The 22294-nt window shown below is 63.4% G+C and carries 19 protein-coding genes and 1 pseudogene; 13 read left to right on the top strand and 7 right to left on the bottom strand.

The genetic code is table 11. The features are described 5' to 3' along the window. Both C2U70_RS29775 and C2U70_RS29770 read left to right on the top strand, forming a co-directional pair. Positions 1–718 (top strand): HlyD family secretion protein (locus C2U70_RS29775; RefSeq protein ID WP_140982204.1); only part of this gene is annotated, 718 nt, incomplete at its 5' end. 87 nt (positions 719–805) lie between these two features. Then, positions 806–1633, top strand: a complete 828-nt coding sequence (locus C2U70_RS29770; protein ID WP_140982203.1) for a hypothetical protein — start codon at positions 806–808, stop codon at positions 1631–1633. 11 nt (positions 1634–1644) lie between these two features. Here the strand turns inward: C2U70_RS29770 and C2U70_RS29765 are convergent, their stop codons facing one another. Beyond that, on the bottom strand, positions 1645–2646 hold the full coding sequence (locus C2U70_RS29765; protein ID WP_186294561.1) for an AI-2E family transporter: 1002 nt from the start codon (positions 2644–2646) through the stop codon (positions 1645–1647). Positions 2647–2737: 91 nt separating this feature from the next. Further along, complete coding sequence (locus C2U70_RS29760) at positions 2738–3976, bottom strand: APC family permease (protein WP_140982201.1); 1239 nt, start codon at positions 3974–3976, stop codon at positions 2738–2740. 137 nt (positions 3977–4113) lie between these two features. Here C2U70_RS29760 and C2U70_RS29755 point away from each other — a divergent pair, with 137 nt between their 5' ends. Further along, a complete protein-coding gene (locus C2U70_RS29755) occupies positions 4114–4935 on the top strand; it encodes a universal stress protein (RefSeq protein ID WP_140982200.1) in 822 nt (273 codons plus the stop codon). Positions 4936–5037: 102 nt separating this feature from the next. Beyond that, a complete protein-coding gene (locus tag C2U70_RS29750) occupies positions 5038–5679 on the top strand; it encodes a Spy/CpxP family protein refolding chaperone (protein WP_140982199.1) in 642 nt (213 codons plus the stop codon). A 47-nt stretch (positions 5680–5726) separates the two neighbouring features. Here C2U70_RS29750 and C2U70_RS29745 read toward each other — a convergent pair whose 3' ends face one another. Next, a complete protein-coding gene (locus tag C2U70_RS29745; protein ID WP_140982198.1) occupies positions 5727–6668 on the bottom strand; it encodes a 1-phosphofructokinase family hexose kinase in 942 nt (313 codons plus the stop codon). 314 nt (positions 6669–6982) lie between these two features. Between C2U70_RS29745 and C2U70_RS29740 the strand changes: the two genes are divergently transcribed. Then, positions 6983–7903: a thermonuclease family protein gene (locus C2U70_RS29740; RefSeq protein WP_186294560.1), complete on the top strand. Its 921-nt coding sequence runs from the start codon at positions 6983–6985 to the stop codon at positions 7901–7903. 112 nt (positions 7904–8015) lie between these two features. On the opposite strand, the gene C2U70_RS29735 is transcribed toward C2U70_RS29740, so the two are convergent. After that, entirely contained in the window at positions 8016–8681 is a 666-nt protein-coding gene (locus tag C2U70_RS29735) for an O-methyltransferase (protein ID WP_140982196.1), read from the bottom strand. 92 nt (positions 8682–8773) lie between these two features. On the opposite strand from C2U70_RS29735, the gene C2U70_RS29730 reads away from it, so the two are divergent. The 3 genes and pseudogenes from C2U70_RS29730 (at position 8774) to C2U70_RS29720 (ending at position 10761) form a co-directional block, all read left to right on the top strand. After that, positions 8774–9412, top strand: coding sequence for a TetR family transcriptional regulator (locus C2U70_RS29730; RefSeq protein ID WP_140982195.1), 639 nt, complete (start codon positions 8774–8776; stop codon positions 9410–9412). Between the two features lie 133 nt (positions 9413–9545). Continuing rightward, positions 9546–9830 (top strand): annotated as a pseudogene (locus C2U70_RS29725) (helix-turn-helix domain-containing protein); the annotation flags it as partial. Positions 9831–9978: 148 nt separating this feature from the next. Next, entirely contained in the window at positions 9979–10761 is a 783-nt protein-coding gene (locus C2U70_RS29720; RefSeq protein ID WP_140982193.1) for an SDR family NAD(P)-dependent oxidoreductase, read from the top strand. Between the two features lie 126 nt (positions 10762–10887). Here the strand turns inward: C2U70_RS29720 and C2U70_RS29715 are convergent, their stop codons facing one another. Together C2U70_RS29715 and C2U70_RS29710 are read right to left on the bottom strand one after the other, a co-directional pair. Beyond that, positions 10888–11703 carry a Bug family tripartite tricarboxylate transporter substrate binding protein gene (locus C2U70_RS29715; protein ID WP_186294558.1) on the bottom strand — a complete coding sequence of 272 codons (816 nt, stop codon included), beginning with the start codon at positions 11701–11703 and terminating at the stop codon, positions 10888–10890. Positions 11704–12038: 335 nt separating this feature from the next. Continuing rightward, complete coding sequence (locus tag C2U70_RS29710; RefSeq protein ID WP_140982191.1) at positions 12039–13004, bottom strand: LysR family transcriptional regulator; 966 nt, start codon at positions 13002–13004, stop codon at positions 12039–12041. A gap of 185 nt (positions 13005–13189) precedes the next feature. On the opposite strand from C2U70_RS29710, the gene C2U70_RS29705 reads away from it, so the two are divergent. The 5 genes from C2U70_RS29705 (at position 13190) to C2U70_RS29685 (ending at position 21765) form a co-directional block, all read left to right on the top strand. Further along, a complete protein-coding gene (locus C2U70_RS29705; RefSeq protein WP_140982190.1) occupies positions 13190–14917 on the top strand; it encodes an alpha/beta hydrolase family protein in 1728 nt (575 codons plus the stop codon). 21 nt (positions 14918–14938) lie between these two features. Further along, positions 14939–16801 carry a thiamine pyrophosphate-requiring protein gene (locus C2U70_RS29700; RefSeq protein WP_246666900.1) on the top strand — a complete coding sequence of 621 codons (1863 nt, stop codon included), beginning with the start codon at positions 14939–14941 and terminating at the stop codon, positions 16799–16801. Between the two features lie 373 nt (positions 16802–17174). Next, positions 17175–18194, top strand: coding sequence for a TRAP transporter substrate-binding protein (locus tag C2U70_RS29695; RefSeq protein ID WP_140982189.1), 1020 nt, complete (start codon positions 17175–17177; stop codon positions 18192–18194). 17 nt (positions 18195–18211) lie between these two features. Next, positions 18212–20101: a TRAP transporter large permease gene (locus C2U70_RS29690; RefSeq protein WP_140982188.1), complete on the top strand. Its 1890-nt coding sequence runs from the start codon at positions 18212–18214 to the stop codon at positions 20099–20101. Between the two features lie 20 nt (positions 20102–20121). Next, complete coding sequence (locus C2U70_RS29685; RefSeq protein ID WP_186294557.1) at positions 20122–21765, top strand: acyl-CoA synthetase; 1644 nt, start codon at positions 20122–20124, stop codon at positions 21763–21765. Positions 21766–21802: 37 nt separating this feature from the next. Here the strand turns inward: C2U70_RS29685 and C2U70_RS33270 are convergent. Then, positions 21803–22294 (bottom strand): hypothetical protein (locus C2U70_RS33270; RefSeq protein WP_210243923.1); only part of this gene is annotated, 492 nt, incomplete at its 5' end.

The raw sequence follows: 22294 nt of genomic DNA, 5'->3' as shown, positions 1-22294 counted from the left end.
GGAGGCCGAGAACAAGCTCGCCTATCTGCAGACCCAGGCGAGGCGCCAGCGCGAATTGTCGGGCAGGGGTGTCGCCTCGGCCGCCAAGGTCGAGCAGTCCAACAGCGAGGAGCAGGAGGGCGAGGACCGCCTGTCCGTGCTGCATCAGCGCATCGCGCGCGTGGAAGCAGCGCTTGGCGGCAAGCCCGATCGCCCGACCGATCAGTTCGCGGCGGTCCGCGAGAAGATCGCGCTGCGCGACCGCGCGGCGCTCGATCTCGCCTACACCGAGATCAAGACGCCGAAATCAGGCGTCGTCGTCAACTTCCGCCTTCAGCTCGGCGAGCAGGTCAAGGTGCAGACGCCGCTGTTCGCCGTCGTCACGGACCGCAGGCCATGGCTGGAAGCCAACTTCAAGGAGACGGACCTTACCCATGTCAGGGTCGGGCAGAAGGCGAAGGTGGTGCTCGACATGCATCCCGACGTCACCTGGGATGCCGAGGTCGAGAGCATCAGCCCGGCGACCGGTGCAGAGTTCGCGATCCTGCCGGCGCAAAACGCATCGGGCAATTGGGTCAAGGTCGTGCAACGCCTGCCGGTCAGGTTGCGGCTGATCGAGCAGCCCGGCGAACCGCCGCTGCGCGCGGGCATGACGGCCTATGTCAGCATCGACACGCGGCGCGTGCGCAGCCTGTCGGGCCTGTTTGGCGGCGGCCCCGCGGTCGCCGCGCATCCTTAAAGCCTGGTCTCAGGCACCGGTCCATGAACCTTCCCACGCGACCTGCGCACAAATCCGTCAGACCCATCTGACCGTCCGGACCTCACGATGAAATGGCTCGCCACCGTGCTTCTGCTCGCCCTTGCCACCAGGGCCCATGCGGCCTCGCCGGAGCAGCACTATCTCGAGATGCGCGATCGCTACATCGCAAAATTCTCGAAGTCCGAGACCGACGAGGAAGCCTCCCGCCAGCACACGGCCGCGCTTGAACAGCTCACCACCGCCATCCGTGCCGTGACCGGCCCCGTGGCGATCAAGGGCATGCCGGCGAACGCCACCTCCAACGTCGACACGCTCGACAGCCGGGACTCCGGCTTCGGCCATCTCGACGGGCTCGCATTCGACTCAGAAGCCGAAAAAACCCGCGTTGTGGTGACCACAACGACGCTGCTCAAGCAGTGGCTGCGCAAGCATCGCGAGGACGGCCTGCCGCCGACCATCGACGCGGCGCTCAGATCCAGCGAGTTCTACTATTGGGCGATCTACGATTCTGCGTTCGCCAAATATGCCGACCTGCCGATCGCAAAGCCGGCGGGCGCCAACGCTGCGTTTGCGGTGCTGGGCGTGCGCGGCAATGGCGACCTCAAGGGCGCGCCAAGCGAAATCGGCGTTGTCGCGATCCAGGGCGAGAAGGTCTTCTATGTCAACGTCCGCGATGCCCTGAAGACCGGACTGATCCCGTCTTGCGAAACAATCTACAAGCAGATGATGGCAAAGCCCGTCAGCAAGAAGGACCCGCGCGGCGATCTCAAGCGCGAGGACGACGCGATGGCCGCGCACACGAAATGCTTTGCGAAAGCGGCGCCACAGCAGCCCTGGTTCGCGGCGGCCGTCAAGAAAGCGCAAAGCCAGCTCGACCGGCTGCCGCTGCGCTGACCGGAGAACCGTTACGGCGCGGCCTCGTTCGCCGTGACGCCGCGGCGACGCCAGATTTGCACCAGGGTGAGGGTGACCGCGAGCACCAGGGGACCCAGCACGACACCCGACGTGCCAAGAAGGATCAGGCCGCCCACGACAGCGATGAACGACAGCATCGTGTGCATCCGAAGCTTGTTGCCGACCAGAATGGGATACACCAAATTGTCCACCAGGCCGACGACGACGGTCCCCCAGATCGCCAGCACGACCGCCGAGGTGTAAGCGCCGCTCAGGGCGAGAAACGCGGCGGCCGGCGCCCAGATCACGAAGGCACCGAGAAAGGGCACGATCGCGAGGAGCGCCATCAGGACGCCCCACAGCACGGGGGCCGGCAGCCCCAACCACCAGAACATCAGGCCTCCGAGCCCGCCCTGCAGCGCCGCGACCGCAACGGTCCCGAAGACCGTGGCGAAGATCGTATCGGTTGCCCTGCGACCGACCTCCGACAATTCTGCGTCCGTCAGCGGCAAATGGAGTCGCATCGATTCCGCGATCCTTTCCCGATCGCGCAGCAGGTAAAACAGGAAATAGAACGTCAGCAGCAGGTTCGCCATCCCTGAAAACGAGTCGCGGACGATGTCGCCGCTCCACGTCGCGACCGCCGAACTTGCGGTCCGTATCAGATCGGAGAAGTCGATCTTGTCGTGGATCCATTGCAGCGCCGGAGCCAGCCAGCGATGTTCGCCCATGAAACGCGTCCAGCTTTCCGTGTCGAGCATGGGCGCGACGAGCGCCGCGCCCCGAACCGCTTCGTTGAGCAGGGTTGCCACCACCAGGATCGCGGGAACGACGACGATGCCGGCCGTCACCGCGACCGTGGCCAGCGCCGAAAGGCCGCGGGACTTGAGGCGCCTGCCGATGACGGCGTCGAGCGGCGCGAACAGGACCGCAAGCGTCGTCGACCAGACCAGCGCCCCGAGAAAAGGCTTCGCCATCAGCGCGCAGATGGCGATGCCGAACACGACGACCACGGCCAGAACGGACGGAGCCACTCTCCGATCGGAAAATTGGGAAGCTTGAGGCATTGGTTGAACTTGACCGTTCGTTTCCACAGAATCCGCGCTACGGCGAGATGAATGCGCTGGCCATCATCAGGATCGAGGTGACGAGGCCGAACAAGGGTATCCACAAGGGAACGCGAAGATGCGCACGATCCGGTGCGACGCCCTCCGATCGAATTCGCAGCAGCGACAAATTGACAAGGGCGAAGGTCATGAGCGTCGCAAGCGACGTAATCTCCGCCAGCCGTTCCAGCGGAAACGCCAGCGCGAGAACGGTGACGGCCAGCATGACCAGACCCGTGGCGATCAGCGGCGTTCCGGTCCCCGCATGGACGCGCCCCACGATGCCAGGCAGGTCACCTTGCCGGGCCATGCCGTAAACGACGCGCGCCGTCATGGTCATCTGGGCAAGGATGGTGTTCAGCGTGGACACGATGGCGATCGCGCTGAATGTCGTCGGGCTCACGCCGGTCACGGACCCGAACACGAGGCTCAACGGAGCTGGCGATGTCGCCAGCAGGGACGGCGAGACCACACTGACCGAAATCGCGGCAATGAGGATGTAGAGCACCGAGGTAATCAGCAAGGTCAGCGCCATCGCCCACGGAATGTTCCGCCTGGGATTCCTGGCTTCCTCGACGACGTTGGCGAGATCCTCGAAACCGACGAAGGCGAAGAATGCGAGCAGGCTTGCAAAGGTGATCCCCGAGAGCACGGTGGCATCGAACGGCGGCGGCGCCAACAGGGCAGGGCCGAAGGAAATGCCGGAATGAAGGGCGGAGGCGACAATCAGCACCAGTCCACCGATCTCGATCAATGTCAGCAATCCCGCGAGAATGACCGATTCAAGAATGCCCCAGGCCGCGACGGCGCCCAGCGCAACGACGATGACGATGGCGATCAGCGGGGTCGGTAGTTCGATCAACTGCCTGATGTAGCCGGCACCGCCAAGGGTGACGGCGGCGGCTGCAATGATGCCGGTGGCAAGCCTCAGCGAACCGACCGCGGTGGACAGGAACCGGGAGTTGAAGGCGGCACGGACATAGGCGGCCTCCCCCGCGCTGACGGGATAACGCGTGGCGAGTTCGGCATAGGAGGCGGCCGTCAGCGCCATGACTGCGGCGGCCAGCGCGAACGCCCACGAGGAATAGGCGCCCGCATGGCCGGCAACAGCGCCGATCAGGACGTAGATCCCGGCCCCCACGGTGATCCCTGTCCCATAGAGGACCAGCAGCGGCAGCCCGAGCCGCCGTTTCAATGCTGCCGGAGACACGATCGGGTCTTGCTGTACTGCGTCCATTTCTCATCATTTCAAGCGACGGCCGGTGTGTCTGCGATGTATCGGCGAGCAGCAGGCACGGGCACTTGATTTCGGTCAATCCTGTGCGCCCGGGAGGTGCCAAGAAGAAGCTGCATCAACCCGCGGAGGAATGCCAAATGACGATCGCGACCGTGATGGTTTACGTCGATCCCGAGCAGCAACAGGAAGGTCAGGTCCGCGTTGCGCGGGATGTTGCCGACAAGTTCGGGGCGTCGCTGATCGGCGTGTCCGCCTTCGCGGTTGAGCCGCCTTTCGTGGCCGACGGCGTCATCATCCGGGAAACGACCGCGGAAGACCTGAAACGCATGAAGTCGGCGCTCGCGGACAAGGAGCAGTGGTTTCGCAGCATCGCCGGATTGCCGAAGGAACGGGTCGAGTGGCGCCACGGCGTGGAATATCCCACCGTGTTCCTGACCAGTGAAGCGAGATCCGCCGATCTGGTGGTGGTCCGCCGCACGCAGGAGAAGTACGACCGCTTCCATTTCATCGATCCGGCCGAAGCAATGGTGCGAATGGGGCGGCCGACGCTGCTGGTGCCCGATCACATTCCGCCGCTGAGCGCCGATCGCATCGTTGTCGGATGGAAGGACACCCGCGAGGCAAGAATTGCGCTGCGGGACGCGCTGCCATTCCTCGCCAGGGCTTCACAGGTCACGCTCGTCGAGATCTGCACGTCCAGTGAACAGGACGTTGCTCGCCGGCGTGTCCGCGACGCCGCAAAATATCTGCAGGCCCACGGCGTGAAGTGCCGTGTCGACGTGCGCGTGCACATGCCCGAGTCTGACGCCCACCAGCTTGTTCGTGTGGCCCGGGACGAAGGCGCGGACCTCATCGTCACCGGTGGCTACGGCCACACAAGGCTCGGAGAGTGGATGTTCGGTGGCATGACCCGCGATCTGCTGAACGAAGCGCCGGTCTGCGTGATGATGTCGCATTAGGACCTCGCGACCGCGGACGAGATCACCTTTGACGTGCATCAAGTCATCAGCGGTCGAACGAGTCATCCTTCCACATCGACATTCCGTCATCAGGAGCTTGTCATGCGCGCTTTGACCATCGCCGCCGCGCTGCTCACGATCGGGCATTCCGCTTGGGCCCAGTCGGCCTCCGAACATCAGGGCCATCATCCCGACCAGAAGGAGACGCAAGAGCAGTCGGCGCCAAAGCCGAGCCAGCAGGAGGCAACCGGATCCCAACGCATGCAAGGCGGCGGGATGATGGGCGGCAAGATGCCTATGATGGACATGTCGAAGATGATGGACATGATGCGGCAGCCCGGTGACGGCATGGGGGGCATGGAGGCCATCGATCACATCGAGGGTCGGATCGCCTTCCTGCGGGCCGAGCTCAAGATCACGGACGCACAGCAGGCCGCCTGGAATGCCTTCGCCGATGCGCTGAGGGCGAACGCCAAGACCCTGGGAGAAACGCGCAATTCGATGATGTCGCAACAGGGTATGGGCGCCCCTGGCCTGGTCGAGAAGCTCGCGTTGCAGGAAAAATGGCTGGTGGCGCGCCTCGACGGAACGCGGGCCATGAAATCCGCGCTCACCAATCTGATCCCGATGTTCTCGGATGAGCAGAAGAAGGCTGCGGATGAACTGCTCGCGCCGCAGATGGGCATGATGTCGGCGATGCGCGGCGGCATGATGGGAAAACGTCAGAGCATGCCGATGCAATGAGTTCGGAAACGTTCGCGCTGTCTTCCCGCTGCCAGGCGACCGGAAGCTTACGCCTCTTCCATGATCACTTGCTCGGCCAAACGCTCGACATCGGCGGGCTGGCATAGCTCCGTGCCGGCATTGAGCAGCGCGGCCGCTCCTGCCGCCATGGCGTAGCGGAAGGCAATGGCGAGATCGGCACCGGACGCAAGCTGCCAGACCAGGGCGCCGAGAAAACTGTCGCCGGCGCCGGTCGCGCTCAGCGGTGTCACCGGCAGCGGCTTTGCCCGCCAGATGCGATCCCGGGTGACGAGCACAGCACCCAGATGACCCATCGTGAGCGCAACGATTGCGGCCTGCTGTTTTTCGACGATGAGCCGGGCAGCCGCCTCCCATTCGCTGGCGCAGCCCGGCTCCGTCCCCGTGAGCTCACGCATCTCCTTCAAATTGGGTTTGATCAGGTCGACGCCTGCGGCAACGGCAATGGAGAGCGCCGGCCCCGACGTGTCGACCATCATTCTGGCGCCGCGCCGCCTGACCACATCGGCCACGCGCGCATAAAAATCGTCAGGCACGCCGGCGGGCAGGCTGCCGCTCGCGATCACGAAGCGGGGAAATGGCTCGAGCGAACCGATCAGCCGCAGGCATTCCGACCATTCGCTCTCGCCGAGCTTTGGCCCTGGCAGAATGAAGCGATATTGTTGGCCGGTGGAGACCTCGTGGACGAAGAAATCCTCACGCGTCTCGCCCGCGATTGGAAAGGTCCGGCTGGCAACGCCTTCCGCATCAACCAGCCGCCGCAGCAGATCGCCCATCACGCCGCCCACGGGATAGATGGCGCAGACGTCCCGGCCGCCCAGCCGGCTGATCACGCGCGCAACATTGATCCCGCCGCCGCCCGGCCCGCGGCGCTGCGAGGTGCCGCGCAGCTTGGCCACAGGCACGATCTTGTCGATCGACGTCGAGACGTCGACCGCAGGATTGATGGTGATGGTGGCTATATCAGGCATGCCCTAACTTTGCCCTCATACCTCTTCGCAGGCGGAAGGCTAAAGCGAGCACGTCCCCTCAAATTGACTGAAATCAAGGCTGCGAACATCTCAGCAGTGCTGAAGCCTGGGTTCAGCGCGTTGCATCGACAGCTCGACGTCCTCGGCGAACGGCGCCGACAGGTGGCCGTTCTCGGCCGCGCGCACATAAGTCATGGATTGTCGCCAGCGTTCTCAATAGTGTCACAATCAAAGAATGTTCGAAAGTGACTTCACAACCCCGCTGAAGCATGCTTTCGTTCTTAAATTGCGATGGATTTGTTTTGGAGCGGACAATGCCATTCACCCTCATTAAGGGGCAGTTTCGAGTTGTTGGCCTGTCGCCGGACGGCGATTCCATCCGGTTCCTGGCAGACGATCCGGCTCTCCTCAACGGCTTACCTGGGGGAAGGCCAGACCCACATCCAAAGCCCTTCGCCCAGCTTCGACTGGAAGGCATCGATGCGCTGGAAACGCACTATGCAGCCCGGCACCAGCCGACCCATTGGGCGCGGGCGGCGCGCGATCGACTGCTCGAATTTGCCGGAATTAGGAATGTTCAGTGGGACGCCAATCAGGCGACTATCGTTGCCGCTGACGACGGAACGCGCGGCTGGATACTCTCACGCGAGCGGGAAAAGTACGGGCGGCCGGTGGCGTTTCTCTTCGCAGGGGATCCCCCCGATGCGGATGGATCACAAATCGTGTTGCGACCGCCGATGCTAAGGCAGAGTTTCAACTACACGGCACTGGCTGAAGGCTTGGCCTATCCCACCTATTACACGGGCTTGTTTAGTGACTTGCGGCAGGAATTCACAACCGCTGTGAGCGCGGCTCGTTCTCAAGGGTTGGGGCTCTGGCCCGGCGACAGGTCGACGGCAGGCTTCGACGCAACAAGCCTGGCCGTGATCATTGATCAGGTCGCGATCCTGCCCAAGCTGTTTCGCCGGCTGAGCGATTACATGGCCGCGAATGGATCCGCGGTCGGTTTTCGCGAAGCCCTGGCACTTGGCGGGGACGTCGTGTGGGATCTGCGTGAACAAAATCGGACCCACTTCGACACATTTGTCCAGCAAGCACCGGGAAGCGTCAACATTCAACTGACGCGCAATCCCGAAGAGCTGGTCTTCGATCCGATGCCCGACGTGCCTGGCAACTTCTTCGCCGCAATGATTGGCGCCCCGATAAGTGGAGACGCGATGCAAGTTGCGGCCTGATTGTGCAGGCTGTCATCGCCAAACGGGCCCGCAACAGCCGTGCCTCGCGGCAGCGGTCAAGAAGGCAGAAAGCCAGCTCGACCTGCTGCCGCTCTGCTGAGCTGTTGCTGATTCAACGCGTCCGCATCGACAATTCGACGTCCTCGGCAAACGGCACCGACATGTAGCCGTTGGCCGGTGAGCGCACATGGGCGAGATAGTCCGGACTGTCGTCGGCATTGTCGGCAACGACGAGCGCACCCGGCCTCAGTCGGCTCTCCGCCAGCCGCAAGATGTCCGGGTAGAGCGCCTTGGCACCGTCGAGCAGGACGAGGTCGATGGTGTCGGGGAGGGCGGTGCGCAGCGTCGTCAGCGCGTCGCCTTCGCGGATCTCGACGAGATCGCTGAGCCCGCCGGCGGTCAGGTTCGCGCGGGCGCGCGCCACCTTGGACGGCTCGAACTCGCTGCTGATCAGGCGGCCGCCGCCATTGTCGCGCAAGGCGGCTGCAAGATGCAGCGTCGAGATGCCGAACGAGGTGCCGAACTCGACGATCGCGCGCGCGCCGCAGCTTCGCGCCAGCATGTACAGGAGCGCTCCGGTCTCGCGCGAGACCGGCAACGGAAATGCTTTCAGGCGACTGTAGAGGTCGATGTAGTCGGTCCTGCTGCGCACCAGCCGCGCCTGCTCGTCGTCAGGCACGTCGGCCAGCAAATGGTTCAACTCCTCCGACGATGCGGCGGCTTCGGCGAACAGGCGATCGAGCAGGGGCGCCAAGGGGGCGCCGGCGAGGGTGGTCATTGCGGTCTCCATTCCCAAAACAGCGCATCCTTGCGCCCGCCCCAGAAATACGAATAATTCGTCGCATTCGCTAATCGCATTCCGGATCATCCATGCCGCCGCGCCGCAAAGCCCAGATATCCTCGCGAAAACAGCCGAAACAGGCGCGCTCGACCGAGCTGGTCGCGACCATCCTCGAAGCAGCTATTCAGGTTTTGACGCGCGAAGGCGCGCAGCGCTTCACGACGGCCCGGGTGGCTGAAAAGGCCGGCGTCAGCGTCGGCTCGCTCTATCAGTACTTTCCCAACAAGGCGGCGATCCTGTTCCGTCTCCAGAGCGACGAGTGGCGCCAGACCACGGACATGCTCCGCGGCATCCTTGCGGACAAAGCCAAGCCGCCGCTGGAGCGGCTGCGAACCCTGGTCCACGCCTTCATCCAATCGGAATGCGACGAGGCCGCCATGCGCGTCGCGCTCGACGATGCGGCGCCGCTCTATCGCGACGCGCCCGAGGCGCGGACGGCAAGGGCGTCAAGCGACAAGATCGTCCAGACCTTCATGCAGGAGGCGCTGCCCAAGGCCTCGGACGCGACCCGCGCGCTTGCCGCCGACCTGATCAAGGCGACGCTCGCCGAGGTCGGCAAAAGCTTCTCCGAATCCAGGCGGACGGCCGCCGAGATCAAGGCTTACGCCAACGCGATGGCCGACATGTTTTGCGCCTATCTGCGCGATCTCGAGCGCGACGGGCGCTAAGCGCAAGCCTGCGCGGCTGGCAGAGCAGCCGCTTCCCCAGCCCAGTTGACACTGGGGCCCAGCCACCCTTATCAATCTGCTAATTAATCGCTTAATTAAGGCCGATCCGAGCCGAATTGGGAGACTGCGCCTGATGGGACGACGATCCGAGAGATTGATGTCACAAGATGATCCCGTGGCCGGCATCGAAAGCGGCGACGTGATCCAGGTCGTATCCCGCGCCTTCGACATCCTGCGCTGCTTTGAAAGTCGCAGCCAGCGCCTCGGCAATCGGGACATCGCCAATCGCTGCGGCCTGCCGCGATCGACGGTCTCGCGCCTGACGCTGACGCTGACCCGTATCGGCCAACTGATCTACCTGCCGCAGGAGCAGAAATACGTCCTCAATCCGGCCGCTTTTGCACTCGGCGCGACGCTAATTCCGGAGACTTGCGACACGGCGGAGCAGGGTGTCCACGACAGTGCCCGCGCCCATCGGGCCGAGGAACAATTCGCGCTTTGAGCCGCATCGACGATCGGCGCGATCGCAACCACCTCAACCAGAAACGTTCGGGAAGGAACCTGCCATGAAACTCGATTCATCGATCGTCGCCGTCGTCACCGGGGGCGCCTCCGGCCTCGGCGCCGCCACCGCGCGGGCGCTCGCCGCGCAAGGCGTGAAGGTCGCGATCTTCGACTTCGCCGTGGAGAAGGGCGAGGCCGTCGCCAAGGAGATCGGCGGCGTCTTCTGCAAGGTCGACGTCACCTCCGACAGCGAGGTCGATGCGGCCTTCGCAAAGGCCCGGGCGGCGCACGGCCAGGAGCGGATCCTGGTGAACTGCGCCGGCACCGGCAACGCCATCAAGACGGCCGGCCGGGACAAGGCCACTGGTCAGCCGACGCATTTCCCGCTCGATGCCTTCAACCGCATCATCCAGATCAATCTCGTCGGCACCTTCCGCTGCATCGCCAAGTCGGCCCAGGGCATGCTGTCGCTGGCCCCGCTGGCCGACGGCGAGCGCGGTGCGATCGTCAACACGGCGTCGGTGGCAGCCGAGGACGGCCAGATGGGGCAGGCCGCTTACTCCGCCTCCAAGGGCGGCGTCGTCGGCATGACCCTGCCGATCGCCCGCGACCTGATGAACGAAGGCATCAGGGTCAACACCATTTTGCCCGGCATCTTCAACACGCCACTGCTCCAGGGCGCGCCCGAGAACGTCAAGGCTGCGCTCAGCGCCTCGGTGCCGTTCCCGAAGCGTCTCGGCCTGCCGGAGGAATATGCCCAGCTCGCGCTGACCATGATCACCAACGGCTATTTCAACGGCGAAGACGTCCGCCTCGATGGCGCCATCCGCATGGCGCCGCGCTGAGGCCCGAACCAAACTTGGCTGGCTGATAGAGCGCCGGTTCTGGTTGAATCAGAACCGGCGCTGCGTTCTTTTCGACGGAGTGTCACAAGCCGGCATCGAATTGACGAAGCGCCAATCAATTGATGTCTATTTTTTTCCCGCCTTTGCGGCAACGGCTTCCCACTTCTTCGCCTCACTCTCGATGAACCGCGAAAATTCATCGGGCGCCATCGGCATCGGATCAGAGCCCAGACCGCGGATTCGTTCCGCGATGGCCGGATCGCTCAGCGCCGTCACGAACGCCGCGTTGAGTTTCGCGACGACATCGCCGGGCGTGCCTGCCGGCGCAACGATGCCGAACCAGCCGATCGCCTCGAAACCTGCGAGGCCCTGTTCGGCAAATGTTGGCGTGTTGGGAAAACCTGGATATCGACGAGCCGACGTGACGGCGATAGGCGCAATCAGTCCGCCTTCGATCGCGGTCTTCGCCGATGGAGGATCGACGATCCCGAGCGGCATATGTCCGCCAATCAGGTCGGTAACCACCGGCGCCATGCCGCGATAGGGCACCAGTTCGAGCCTGGTATCAGCCATCTGATTGAACATCTCGCTTGCGAGATGCATCAGCGTGCCGTTACCGCCGTGACCGAGTGCTAGCTTGTTCGGCTGCTTTGCCATGGCGATGATGTCGCGAAGCGTCTTTCCCTGCAGCGAATTCGAAGCTGCCAGAATGAAAGGCACCGACGCGAGGCCGGTTATGGGCGCAAGATCCTTGCGCGCGTCATAGGTCATGGTCTCCTGGACGCCGAGGCTTACGCCCAGCCCCGCCGCGCCGCCCAGTCCGATCATGTACCCATCGGGTGGCGCCTTGGCGACCATGCCCATTGCGAGCGCGCCGCCTGCACCCGGCCTGTTTTCGATTATCAACGTCTGGCCCAATTGCTTTTCGACGTCCGGCTGCACGATACGTGCGATTGCATCGGAACTGCCGCCGGCGGGAAACCCAACGACGAGGCGGATCGCTCGTTCGGGATAGGGACCCGCAGCCTTTCCACCGCCAGCCGCAGCCCACTGGCATGCGAGCACGATTGCTATCACTGCTTTTGAAGCGCTTCTCATGGGTCCCTACCGGTGCCGCCGTGTTCTACGCAGGCGCGTCGCGCGACAATGCGGGTTCTGCACGCTTCCCGTTAGCCACAAAATACTCATCCACTAATCAGGCCGCCTTATGAATTCCGCAATGCAGCAATTCGCATCTTCGGCGCGACGCAGTGAGCCAGTCGGGCCCCGCTCTGAATTCATCGAGTTCGTGATCTGATCTTCGTCGAGCTGGAATGGGTAGGCACGTCGCTCCTTCGATCGGCAGCGTGCCGGACAGGCAAGAGCCGCCGCGCTGTCTCCACGAAGCGTTGGGCCGCTGGCGAGAGGACGAAATCCGCCCGGCTCACCAGCGAAACGTGCCTGACGATCGCGGGGCGAGACAAGGGGACGGCTGCGAGCGTCGGGAATTGCGCCTCAGGTAGCATGTGCGCAGGCAAAATACTGATTCCGGCGCCTTCTGCCGTCAGTGCCAGTGCGGTCGTGATGAGAGAAACTTCCAGAGTTGGTTTCAACTGACGCCCGGTCCTGGCCAGGGCATCGTCGATTTGCGACCTGATCCGTGTTCCGCGGCGCATCGCGATCAAGTCGCATTTCTTGAGGCTGTCCCACGTCAGCCGCGAAGCTTTCTCAAACCGGCCGTCCTTGATCCCGATAGCCGACAGTGAGCTCTGCGTAATTGTTTCGATCGTCACGTCCGGCGTGTCGGCGTCCTCGACGCTTCCGATGCCCAATTCGGCATTTCCGGCAGCGACAAAGGGAAGCAAGTCATCCGCCGCAACATCGAAAATCTCGACGCGGATGTCCGGATAGTCCGCTCGGTATCGCGCCAGGACGCCGGGGAGCAGTGCAGACGCCACTCCCGCCGACACCGCAATGGTCATCCGACCTGCCTTGACCTCGACCAGATCGCTCATGTGCCTGGCCAATCCGTGGGCGCCGGCAAGTATCCGTTCCGCAATCGGTACCGCGTCTTTGCAGGCGAGGGTCGGATGCAGCGCGCGCGTCGTGCGGTCGAACAGTCTGAGCTGAAAGTTCTCCTCGATCTGCCGGATCAGGAGACTGACCGCCGATTGCGTCACGCGCAGTTCGGCGGCGGCCTTGGTGAGGCTGCCATGGCGATAGACCAGAACGAGCGCTTCGAGCTGCCGGATCGTCGGGGTCATAAGTCAACCTTATGAAACGATGAGAATTTTGTGACTAATCCGAACCATCGGAACCTGCAAGATATTTCCGTAGCGGAATGGGCCCGCGACCAAATCCAGTCTGGCGCGCTGCGCGCAGCCAGATCGGGCCTGATCCGGCCGCGGCAGGAAACCAATCTGTGCGGGCGACCAAGGGGAGGGACGTGATGAGTCAAAAAGGGATTTTGGCGGCGATCGGCGCTGGTCTGATCGTTCTCGGCGGTCTGCTCGCTCATTTCACCCAGACCGCGAATGGAATTCGCATCGAGGACGTCCGCTTCAAGGGCGCCAAGGGCAATACCATGAGCGCCCTTGTCTATATTCCCGCTGGCGCGACCGAGAAGACGCCGGCACCGGGGATTCTCGCGGTCCATGGTTATCTGAATTCACGCGAGACGCAGGACGGCTTTGCGATCGAGTTCGCGCGTCGCGGTTATGTCGTCGTGGCGCTTGACCAGACAGGTCACGGCTACAGTGATCCGCCGGCCATCGCCAACGGCTTTGGCGGCCCCGACGGACTGACCTATCTGCGAAGCCTGCCCTATGTGGACAAAAACAACATCGGGCTTGAAGGGCACTCGATGGGCGGCTGGACCGTGCTGGCCGCGGCAACGGCAATGCCCGACGCTTACAAGTCGATCGTGCTCGAGGGGTCCTCGACCGGAAAGCCGTTCGCAGCCGACGGAACGCCAGCGTGGCCACGCAATCTCGCACTGGTGTTCTCGCAATACGACGAGTTTTCACTGATCATGTGGGGCAGCGAATATGCCGCTGATATTCCCAAGTCGGCAAAGCTTGGCGCGGTGTTCGGTGTTACGGGACCGATCGAGCCCGGCAAGGTGTACGGCGATATCGCCAAGGGCACGGCACGGGTTCTCCATACGCCGGCCATCACCCATCCCGCCGATCATTTCTCGCACGAGGCGATCGGCTATAGTCTTGACTGGTTCGGTAAGACGCTGACCGGAGGCACACCCTTGCCATCGACCGATCAGATCTGGCTCCGGAAGGAAATCGGGACGCTGATTGCCCTTATCGGACTTGTCGTCCTCCTGCTCGGTGCATTCGAACTTCTGCTCGGCATGGCGCCATTTTCGGCGCTCCGCGCGGTCCCGTCCGGCCCTGGCGCGACGACCTCGGCACCGTCCACGCAGAACGGACGCTGGTGGATCGCGTTTTGGGTCACGGCGCTGCTGCCGGCCATCACGTACTATCCTGCCTTCGCACTTGGAGCCAATTGGCTTCCCGCATCCCGCTTCATGCCACAATCCTTCACCACCAACATCGCGGTCTGGGCTCTGATCAATACCGCGATTACGCTGGCGTTGTTTCCGCTGTTGCCGAAGCGCGCGATCCGAAAGAGCGTCGTGGGTCCATCGATCCTGATTGCGGTCGCAACCGGTGCGATCTGTTTCGTTGCGCTGTGGCTGGCCGATGTCCTGTTCAAGATCGACTTCCGGTTCTGGGTCGTGGCGTTCAAATTGCCGAGTGCGACGCAATGGATGATCATCCTGCTCTATTTGGCGCCGTTCACCCTGTTCTTCGTCGTCGCGTTGCACGCGGCGCACCGCAACTTCAGCCGCCCCGGCGCCTCGGTTCCCGGTCATTACGCCGCGATGATCCTGTCGCTTTCGCTCGGTTTCCTGATCCTCATCGGCGGCCAGTATCTGGCGCTCTGGCTGGGCGGCAAACTGATCAATCCCGTCGCGAGCTCGCCGGTCGTACCGTTGTCCACCATCATCGGCATCCAGTTCATCCCGCTGCTTGCCATCGTCGCCATCATCTCGACGTTCACCTGGCGACGCACCGGCACATCGCTGCCGGGCGCGCTGATTTGCGGTCTGATCGTGACCTGGTACATCGTTGCCGGCACTGCGACCCAGGCTGCATTCTGATGTCCTAAAGCGCGATGAGATTTGGATGAATGGTCATCGCGCTTTAGGCCTTTGTTTGAGCATGATCTCCGCGCAAACGCGTTCCGCGTTTGTCGCGAGGGAAAACCGCTTCACACTTTTCCGGATCATGCTCTAGAAAGAAATCCAGAGATGACGAAGCGCAGCACTGCGCACTACTTCCTCGAAGGCCTTACGGAGATCGGGGTCGACTACATCTTTGCCAATCTCGGCACCGACCACGTCTCGTTGATCGAGGAGATCGCGCGCTGGGACAGCGAAGGGCGCCGGCACCCGCAAGTGATCCTGTGCCCCCACGAGGTGGTCGCGGTTCACATGGCGGCGGGCTACGCCCTCGCGACCGGGCGCGGGCAGGCGGTGTTCGTCCATGTCGATGCCGGCACCGCCAACGCCTGCATGGCCATTCAGAACGTCTTTCGCTACCGCCTGCCGGTCATGCTGTTCGCCGGCCGGGCACCCTTTACTCTGCACGGCGAACTGCTGGGATCGCGCGACACCTACGTCCACTTCGTTCAGGACAGTTTTGATCCCGCCAGCATCGTGCGGCCCTATGTCAAATGGGACTACTCGCTGCCATCAGGCGTGGTCGTGAAGGAGGCCTTGGCCCGTGCGGCTGCTTTCATGCAGAGCGATCCGCCGGGACCGGTCTACATGTTGCTGCCGCGTGAGACGCTGGCCGAGACTTGGGACGATTCCGCGATGCCGGCCTATCCGCCGGCGCGCTACGGCAGCGTTCGGGCAGGGGGCGTCGAGCCGGCGCGCGCGGCCACAATTGCCGAAGCCCTCATGAGTGCCGAAAATCCGGTTGCCGTGACCGCCTATCTTGGCCGCAAACCGCAAGCGGTCGCCGTGCTCGACCGGCTGGCGAGGACTTGCGGCATCCGTGTCGTTGAATTCAATTCGATCGATCTGAATATCTCCCAGGCGTCACCGTGCTTTGCGGGATTTGATCCGGCTGCGGTCGTGCCAGAGGCCGATCTCGGGCTGTTGCTCGACGTCGACGTGCCTTTCGTGCCGCAATCGTTGACGGCGGCCGCAGCCCGGCGCTGGGTCCAGATCGATGTCGATCCGCTGAAGGCAGATTTTCCGATGTGGGGATTTGCCACCGACATGCGCGTTCAGGGGGACTGCGCGACCGTTCTGCAGCAAGTGCTGGATATTGTGGAGGAACGCGCAGACGAGGCGTATCGGAGCAGGGTCGGGGCGCGGATTTCGAGCTGGGCCCCGGCGCGCCAGGCTGCCGAGGCTCGGCATCAGGCGGCTGCGGCCGTGGAGGGCGTTCAGGGTGCGATCAATCCTGCCTACCTGTTTGCCCGCCTGAGTGCCGCGCTTTCGCCGAACGACATCGTCATCAATGAAGCGATCCGCAATGGGCCGTTGCTGCAACAGCAGCTTCGGCGAACGGAAGCCGGCAGCTATGTCGGTCTGGCCGGCGGTGGGCTGGGCTTCAGCGGCGGCATGGCGCTGGGCCTCAGGCTGGCGCAACCGTCCCGCCGGGTGGTGCAGGTCGTCGGCGATGGCGCCTTCCACTTCTCCTCGCCGGATTCCGTCTACGCGACGGCCCAGCAGTATCAATTGCCGATCTTGACCGTCGTCCTCGACAATGGGGGATGGCAAGCCGTCAAGGCGTCGGTTCAGCGCGTCTATCCCGACGGTGTGGCGCAGGGGACGAATTCGTTCCAGTCGCGGCTTGCGTCCGGCCGGCAGGGTGAGCGCCGGCGCTTTGCCGATGTTGCATCCGCTTTCGGCGGCTACGGCGAGGACGTCGTTGACCCGGCCCAGCTTGATGCGGCGATCGCGCGTTGCCTTGCCGCCGTGGATGACGGGCGCGCCGCCGTCCTGCACGCCCGCATCACGCCGCTTTAACTGGCAGGTTTTTGGCAAGTCCGAGGTGCTTTCGAAGGCTATCCGACCGAAAGGGTAGATCGCCGGGAGGCACCACGCGATCTCCCATCCCATATATCGAATTCGCATAAGGTATATTATGGAATATTTATATCTACAATTGGATCAGATATTTAGGCGAAATCCCTGACACGCCGCATTCGCTCCGGCGCCATGTCGGTTGCCGAAATCAAGCCGCTTGACGGCTACTGTGCATGGGGTTGTTTTTCGCGCTTTTGGATCGAGCCCGGCTCTGCAATAAGCAAACCTCGCGAGATCGCACATGACCTTCCGGCCTGACGTTCGTATAGGTTTGCATCTCACAAGAACAACAATCCCATAGGGAGCAAACCCAATGAGCTTTTCCCGCCGTCAGCTGCTCAAGGCCTCGGCCGCAACCGCCGTCCTGGGCGGCCTCGGAGCGCCCCACGTGGCCCGGGCCCAAAGCGCCGAGTTCACCTACAAATACGCCAACAACCTGCCCGACACCCATCCGCTGAACGTCCGCGCCAAGGAGATGGCGGCGGCCATCAAGAGCGAGACGAACGGCAAGTTCGACCTGCAGATCTTCCCGAACAACCAGCTCGGTTCCGACACCGACATGCTGAGCCAGATCCGCTCCGGCGGCGTCGAGTTCTTCACGCTGTCCGGCCTGATCCTGGCGACGCTCGTGCCGGCCGCATCCATCAACGGCATCGGCTTCGCTTTCCCGGACTACGACACGGTCTGGAAGGCCATGGACGGCGATCTCGGCGCCTATGTGCGCGGCGAGATCAAGAAGGCCGGCCTCGAGGTCATGGACAAGATCTGGGACAACGGTTTTCGCCAGACCACGTCCTCGAGCAAGCCGATCAACGGCCCCGATGACCTGAAGGGCTTCAAGATCCGGGTGCCGGTGTCGCCGCTGTGGACCTCGATGTTCAAGGCGTTCGATGCGGCGCCCGCCTCGATCAATTTCAGCGAGGTCTATTCGGCGCTGCAGACCAAGATCGTCGAGGGCCAGGAAAACCCGCTGGCGATTATCTCGACCGCCAAGCTGTACGAGGTCCAGAAGTACTGCTCGCTGACCAACCACATGTGGGACGGCTTCTGGTTCCTGGCGAACCGCCGCGCCTGGGAAAAGCTCCCGGAGGACGTCCGCAAGGTCGTCGCCAAGAACATCAACGCCGCCGCCATCAACGAGCGCGCCGACACCGCCAAGCTGAACGCCAATCTGCAGCAGGAACTGGCCGGCAAGGGTCTGACCTTCAACCAGCCCAATACCGGGCCGTTCCGTGACAAGCTGCGCTCCGCCGGCTTCTACGCCGAGTGGAAGGGTAAATACGGCGACCAGGCCTGGGACCTCCTGGAAAAGGCCGTCGGCAAGCTGTCGTAACGCGCGTTGGGGCCGTCATGGCTCATCTCGAGGTGCAGGTAACGGAAGTGGTGGGCGAGGTGGCTGTTCAGTCCCCTCGCCGGTCTTCCGTGCTGGCGTCGCTGGAACGGATCCTCGGCCTTCTCGTCGAAATCCCGGCGGCCATTCTGGTGGTCGCCGAGATCGTCATCCTGTTCGCCGGCGTGGTCGCGCGCTACGGGCTGCATCGGCCGCTGATCTGGTCGGATGAGCTCGCATCCATCCTGTTCCTGTGGCTGGCAATGCTGGGCGCGGCGGTCGCGTTCCGCCGTTCCGAGCACATGCGGATGACTGCGATCGTCGCCAGCGCGAGGCCTGCGATGCGGGCCTATCTGGACCTGGTCGCGACCTGCGCGGCGCTGGCGTTTCTGGCGCTGATCGTCTGGCCGTCCTACGAATACGCCTACGAAGAAAGCTACATCACGACGCCGGCGTTGCAGATTTCCAACGTCTGGCGCGCAGCCGCGCTGCCGGTCGGCATCTGCCTGATGGCGTTGTTTGCGCTCCTCAGGCTGTTGCGGGCCGGCGATTACCGGATGCTCGCGACATCAGCGCTCACGGTCGCCGTCGTCGTCGGTTTGTTCTGGCTGGCGCAGCCTTATTTGCGGCCGCTCGGCAATCTGAACCTCGTCATCTTCTTCGTCGGCGTCGCCGGCTTCTGCGTCTTCGCCGGCGTTCCCATTGCGTTCGGCTTTGGTCTGGCGATCTTCGGCTATCTGGCGCTGACCACGCATACGCCCGTGATGGTGCTGGTCGGGCGAATGGACGAGGGCATGAGCCACCTCATCCTGCTCTCGGTGCCGCTGTTCGTCTTCCTCGGCCTCCTAATCGAAATGACGGGCATGGCGCGGGCCATGGTGGCGTTCCTGGCGAGCCTGCTCGGCCATGTGCGTGGCGGCCTGCATTACGTGCTGGTCGGCGCGATGTACCTCGTGTCAGGCATCTCCGGCGCCAAGGCGGCCGATATGGCGGCGGTGGCGCCGGTGCTGTTTCCCGAGATGAAGCAGCGCGGCGCCCGCCCCGGCGATCTCGTCGCGCTTCTTGCGGCAACGGGGGCCCAGACCGAGACCATTCCGCCGAGCCTGGTCCTGATCACCATCGGCTCGGTGACCGGCGTCTCGATCGCCGCGCTGTTCACCGGCGGGCTCCTGCCCGGCGTGGTACTGGCGATCACGCTCTGCATGCTGGTGTGGTGGCGCTACCGCCACGAGGACATGAGCCATGTCCGCCGCGCCTCGGCCTCCGACATCGGCAGGACTTTTGTCATCGCCCTGCCCGCACTCGCCCTGCCCTTTGTCATCCGTTACGCCGTGGTCGAAGGCATCGCGACCGCGACGGAAGTCTCCACGATCGGCATCGTCTATGGCGCGCTCGTCGGGCTCCTGATCTACCGCCAGTTCGACTGGCGGCGGCTGTTTCCGATGCTGGTGGAGACGGCAGCGCTTTCCGGTGCGATCCTGCTGATCATCGGCACTGCGACCGGCATGGCCTGGGGCCTGACGCAATCAGGCTTCTCGCGCTCGTTGGCGGCGGCCATGACGGGCCTGCCCGGCGGTGCCGGGACCTTCATCGCGGTCTCGATCGTGGCCTTCACTATCCTCGGCAGCGTGCTGGAGGGCATTCCGGCGATCGTGCTGTTCGGACCGTTGCTGTTTCCGATCGCGCGGGCGGTCGGCGTGCACGAGGTGCACTACGCCATGGTCATCATCCTGGCGATGGGTATCGGACTATTCGCGCCGCCCTTCGGCGTCGGCTATTATGCCGCCTGCGCCATTGGGCGCGTTGACCCGGCCGAGGGTATCCGACCAATCTGGGGCTATCTGCTGGCGTTGCTCGTGGGCCTGATCATCGTGGCGATATTTCCGTGGATCTCGATCGGGTTCCTTTGATGGTGTGAAGGAGGGTGTCGATGAGTGACAACCAGTACAATATCGGCCTGGACAAGACGCCTGCCAACTACGTCCCGCTATCACCGCTGAGCTTCCTCGCCCGCAGTGCCGCCGTCTATCCCGATCACGTCAGCACCGTCTACGAAGGCCGCAGTTTTACCTGGCGCCAGACCTATGAGCGCTGCCGGCGCTTTGCGTCCTGGCTTGCCGGCAAGGGCATCGGCGTCGGCGACACCGTCGCGGCGATGCTGCCCAACATTCCGGCCATGAACGAGGTGCACTTTGCCGTGCCGATGGCGGGCGCAGTGCTCAACGCGCTCAACATCCGCCTCGATGCGCCCTCCATCGCCTTTCAGCTCGATCACGGCGGCGCAAAAATCATTCTGGTCGATCCGGAGTTTTCATCCGTCATCACGGATGCGCTGGCCCAGATGAAGGGTCCAAAGCCGTTCGTGATCGACGTCGATGATGCGTCCTTCAAGGGCGGCAAGCGGATCGGCGAGATCGAGTACGAAGCAGCCGTCGCACAAGGTAATCCCGACTTCACGGCGATCCCGCCCAAGGACGAATGGGACGCGATCGCGCTGAGCTACACATCGGGCACCACAGGCAATCCCAAGGGCGTCGTCACGCATCATCGCGGCGCCTATCTCAACGCAGTCAGCAACATCCTCGCGGGCAATCTCGGCCAGCATCCGGTCTATCTCTGGACGCTGCCGATGTTCCATTGCAACGGCTGGTGCTTCCCCTGGACGATCGCGGCCTCCGCCGGCATCAATGTCTGCCTGCGCAAGGTCGAGCCGACCAAGATTTTCGAGCTGATCAAGAGCCAAGGCGTCACCCACATGTGCGGCGCGCCGATCGTCTACAACACGCTGATCAACGCACCTGATGCGCCGAAAGGCAATGCAGCCCACCGCGTCGTTGGCCTGATTGCGGGCGCAGCACCGCCGGTTGCCGTGCTCGAAGGCGCCGAAAGCATCGGCATCAAGCTCACCCATGTCTATGGGCTTACCGAAGTCTACGGCCCCGCCTCGGTCTGTGCGGAGCAGCCGGGTTGGGACGATCTGCCGGCCGCCGAGCGCGCGCGCATGAAGCGGCGGCAGGGCGTGCCCTACCCGCTGGAGGAAGCCGTCACCGTCCTCAATCCGCAAACCATGCAAGAGGTGCCGCGCGATGGCGAGACCATCGGCGAGGTCATGTTCCGCGGCAACATCGTGATGAAGGGCTATCTGAAGAACGAGAAGGCGACGAAGGAAGCTTTTGAGGGCGGCTGGTTTCACACCGGCGACCTCGGCGTGCTCGACGAGCACGGCTACGTCATCATCAAGGACCGCTCCAAGGACATCATCATCTCCGGCGGCGAGAACATCTCTTCCGTCGAGGTCGAGGACATCCTCTACAAACATCCCGCCGTACTGTTCGCGGCCGTGGTCGCAAAGCCCGATCCGAAATGGGGCGAGGTGCCCTGCGCCTTCGTCGAGCTGAAGGACGGCGCGAGCGCGACCGATGCCGAGATCATCGCCTTCTGCCGCAGCCACATGAGTGGCTTCAAGACGCCGAAGGCAATTGTGTTCGGACCGATCCCGAAGACGTCCACGGGCAAGATCCAGAAATTCCTGCTGCGCAACCAGGTGGATTCGGCGAAGGCGATCTCGGCCTGAGCCGCGCTCGAATCCCGCCGAAAAGTTTCCGAGTAGGTTACGCCTGGTGGGCCTCAGCGGGAACGCCGGTCAACCGCTCCAGGACAGCGCGCCTCGCGCGCTTCAGATCCCAGACGAGCATCCATGCGCGCCGCGGGTGCGCGATCAGCCGATCGCCGATACTGGCAAAGAGCGCGGCCACATCGTGGTTGACCTCTCCGACGACGGTCCGGAGCAGCGCGGTCGTGTCATGCGCCGGGTGGGCCTTGAGCCTCGCATACAGCGCCGCAAAGGTCTTGAACCTGCCGAGCAGGAAATACGTCACCAGCAGGTTGGCGTAGTGCGGCGACACGAACACATGGGGCGCGAGTTGATCCGCCATTGCGATCATCTCGGCGTCGTCGACGTAACGCCACATGTTGCCCATGCCGTGAAAACCGAAGGTCGGCGCCCGCATGGCTGTGAAGTCCCGGATCGACAGCGTTTCGTAGGAGAATGCTTCAGCAACTGCCGGCAGCGCAAAACGCAACCCGAACTCGCCTTCGAGTTG

This window comes from Bradyrhizobium guangdongense (assembly GCF_006483445.1).
In the GTDB taxonomy this organism is placed as follows: Bacteria; Pseudomonadota; Alphaproteobacteria; order Rhizobiales; family Xanthobacteraceae; genus Bradyrhizobium; species Bradyrhizobium guangdongense_A.
This window is presented reverse-complemented; position numbering and strand designations above follow the sequence as displayed.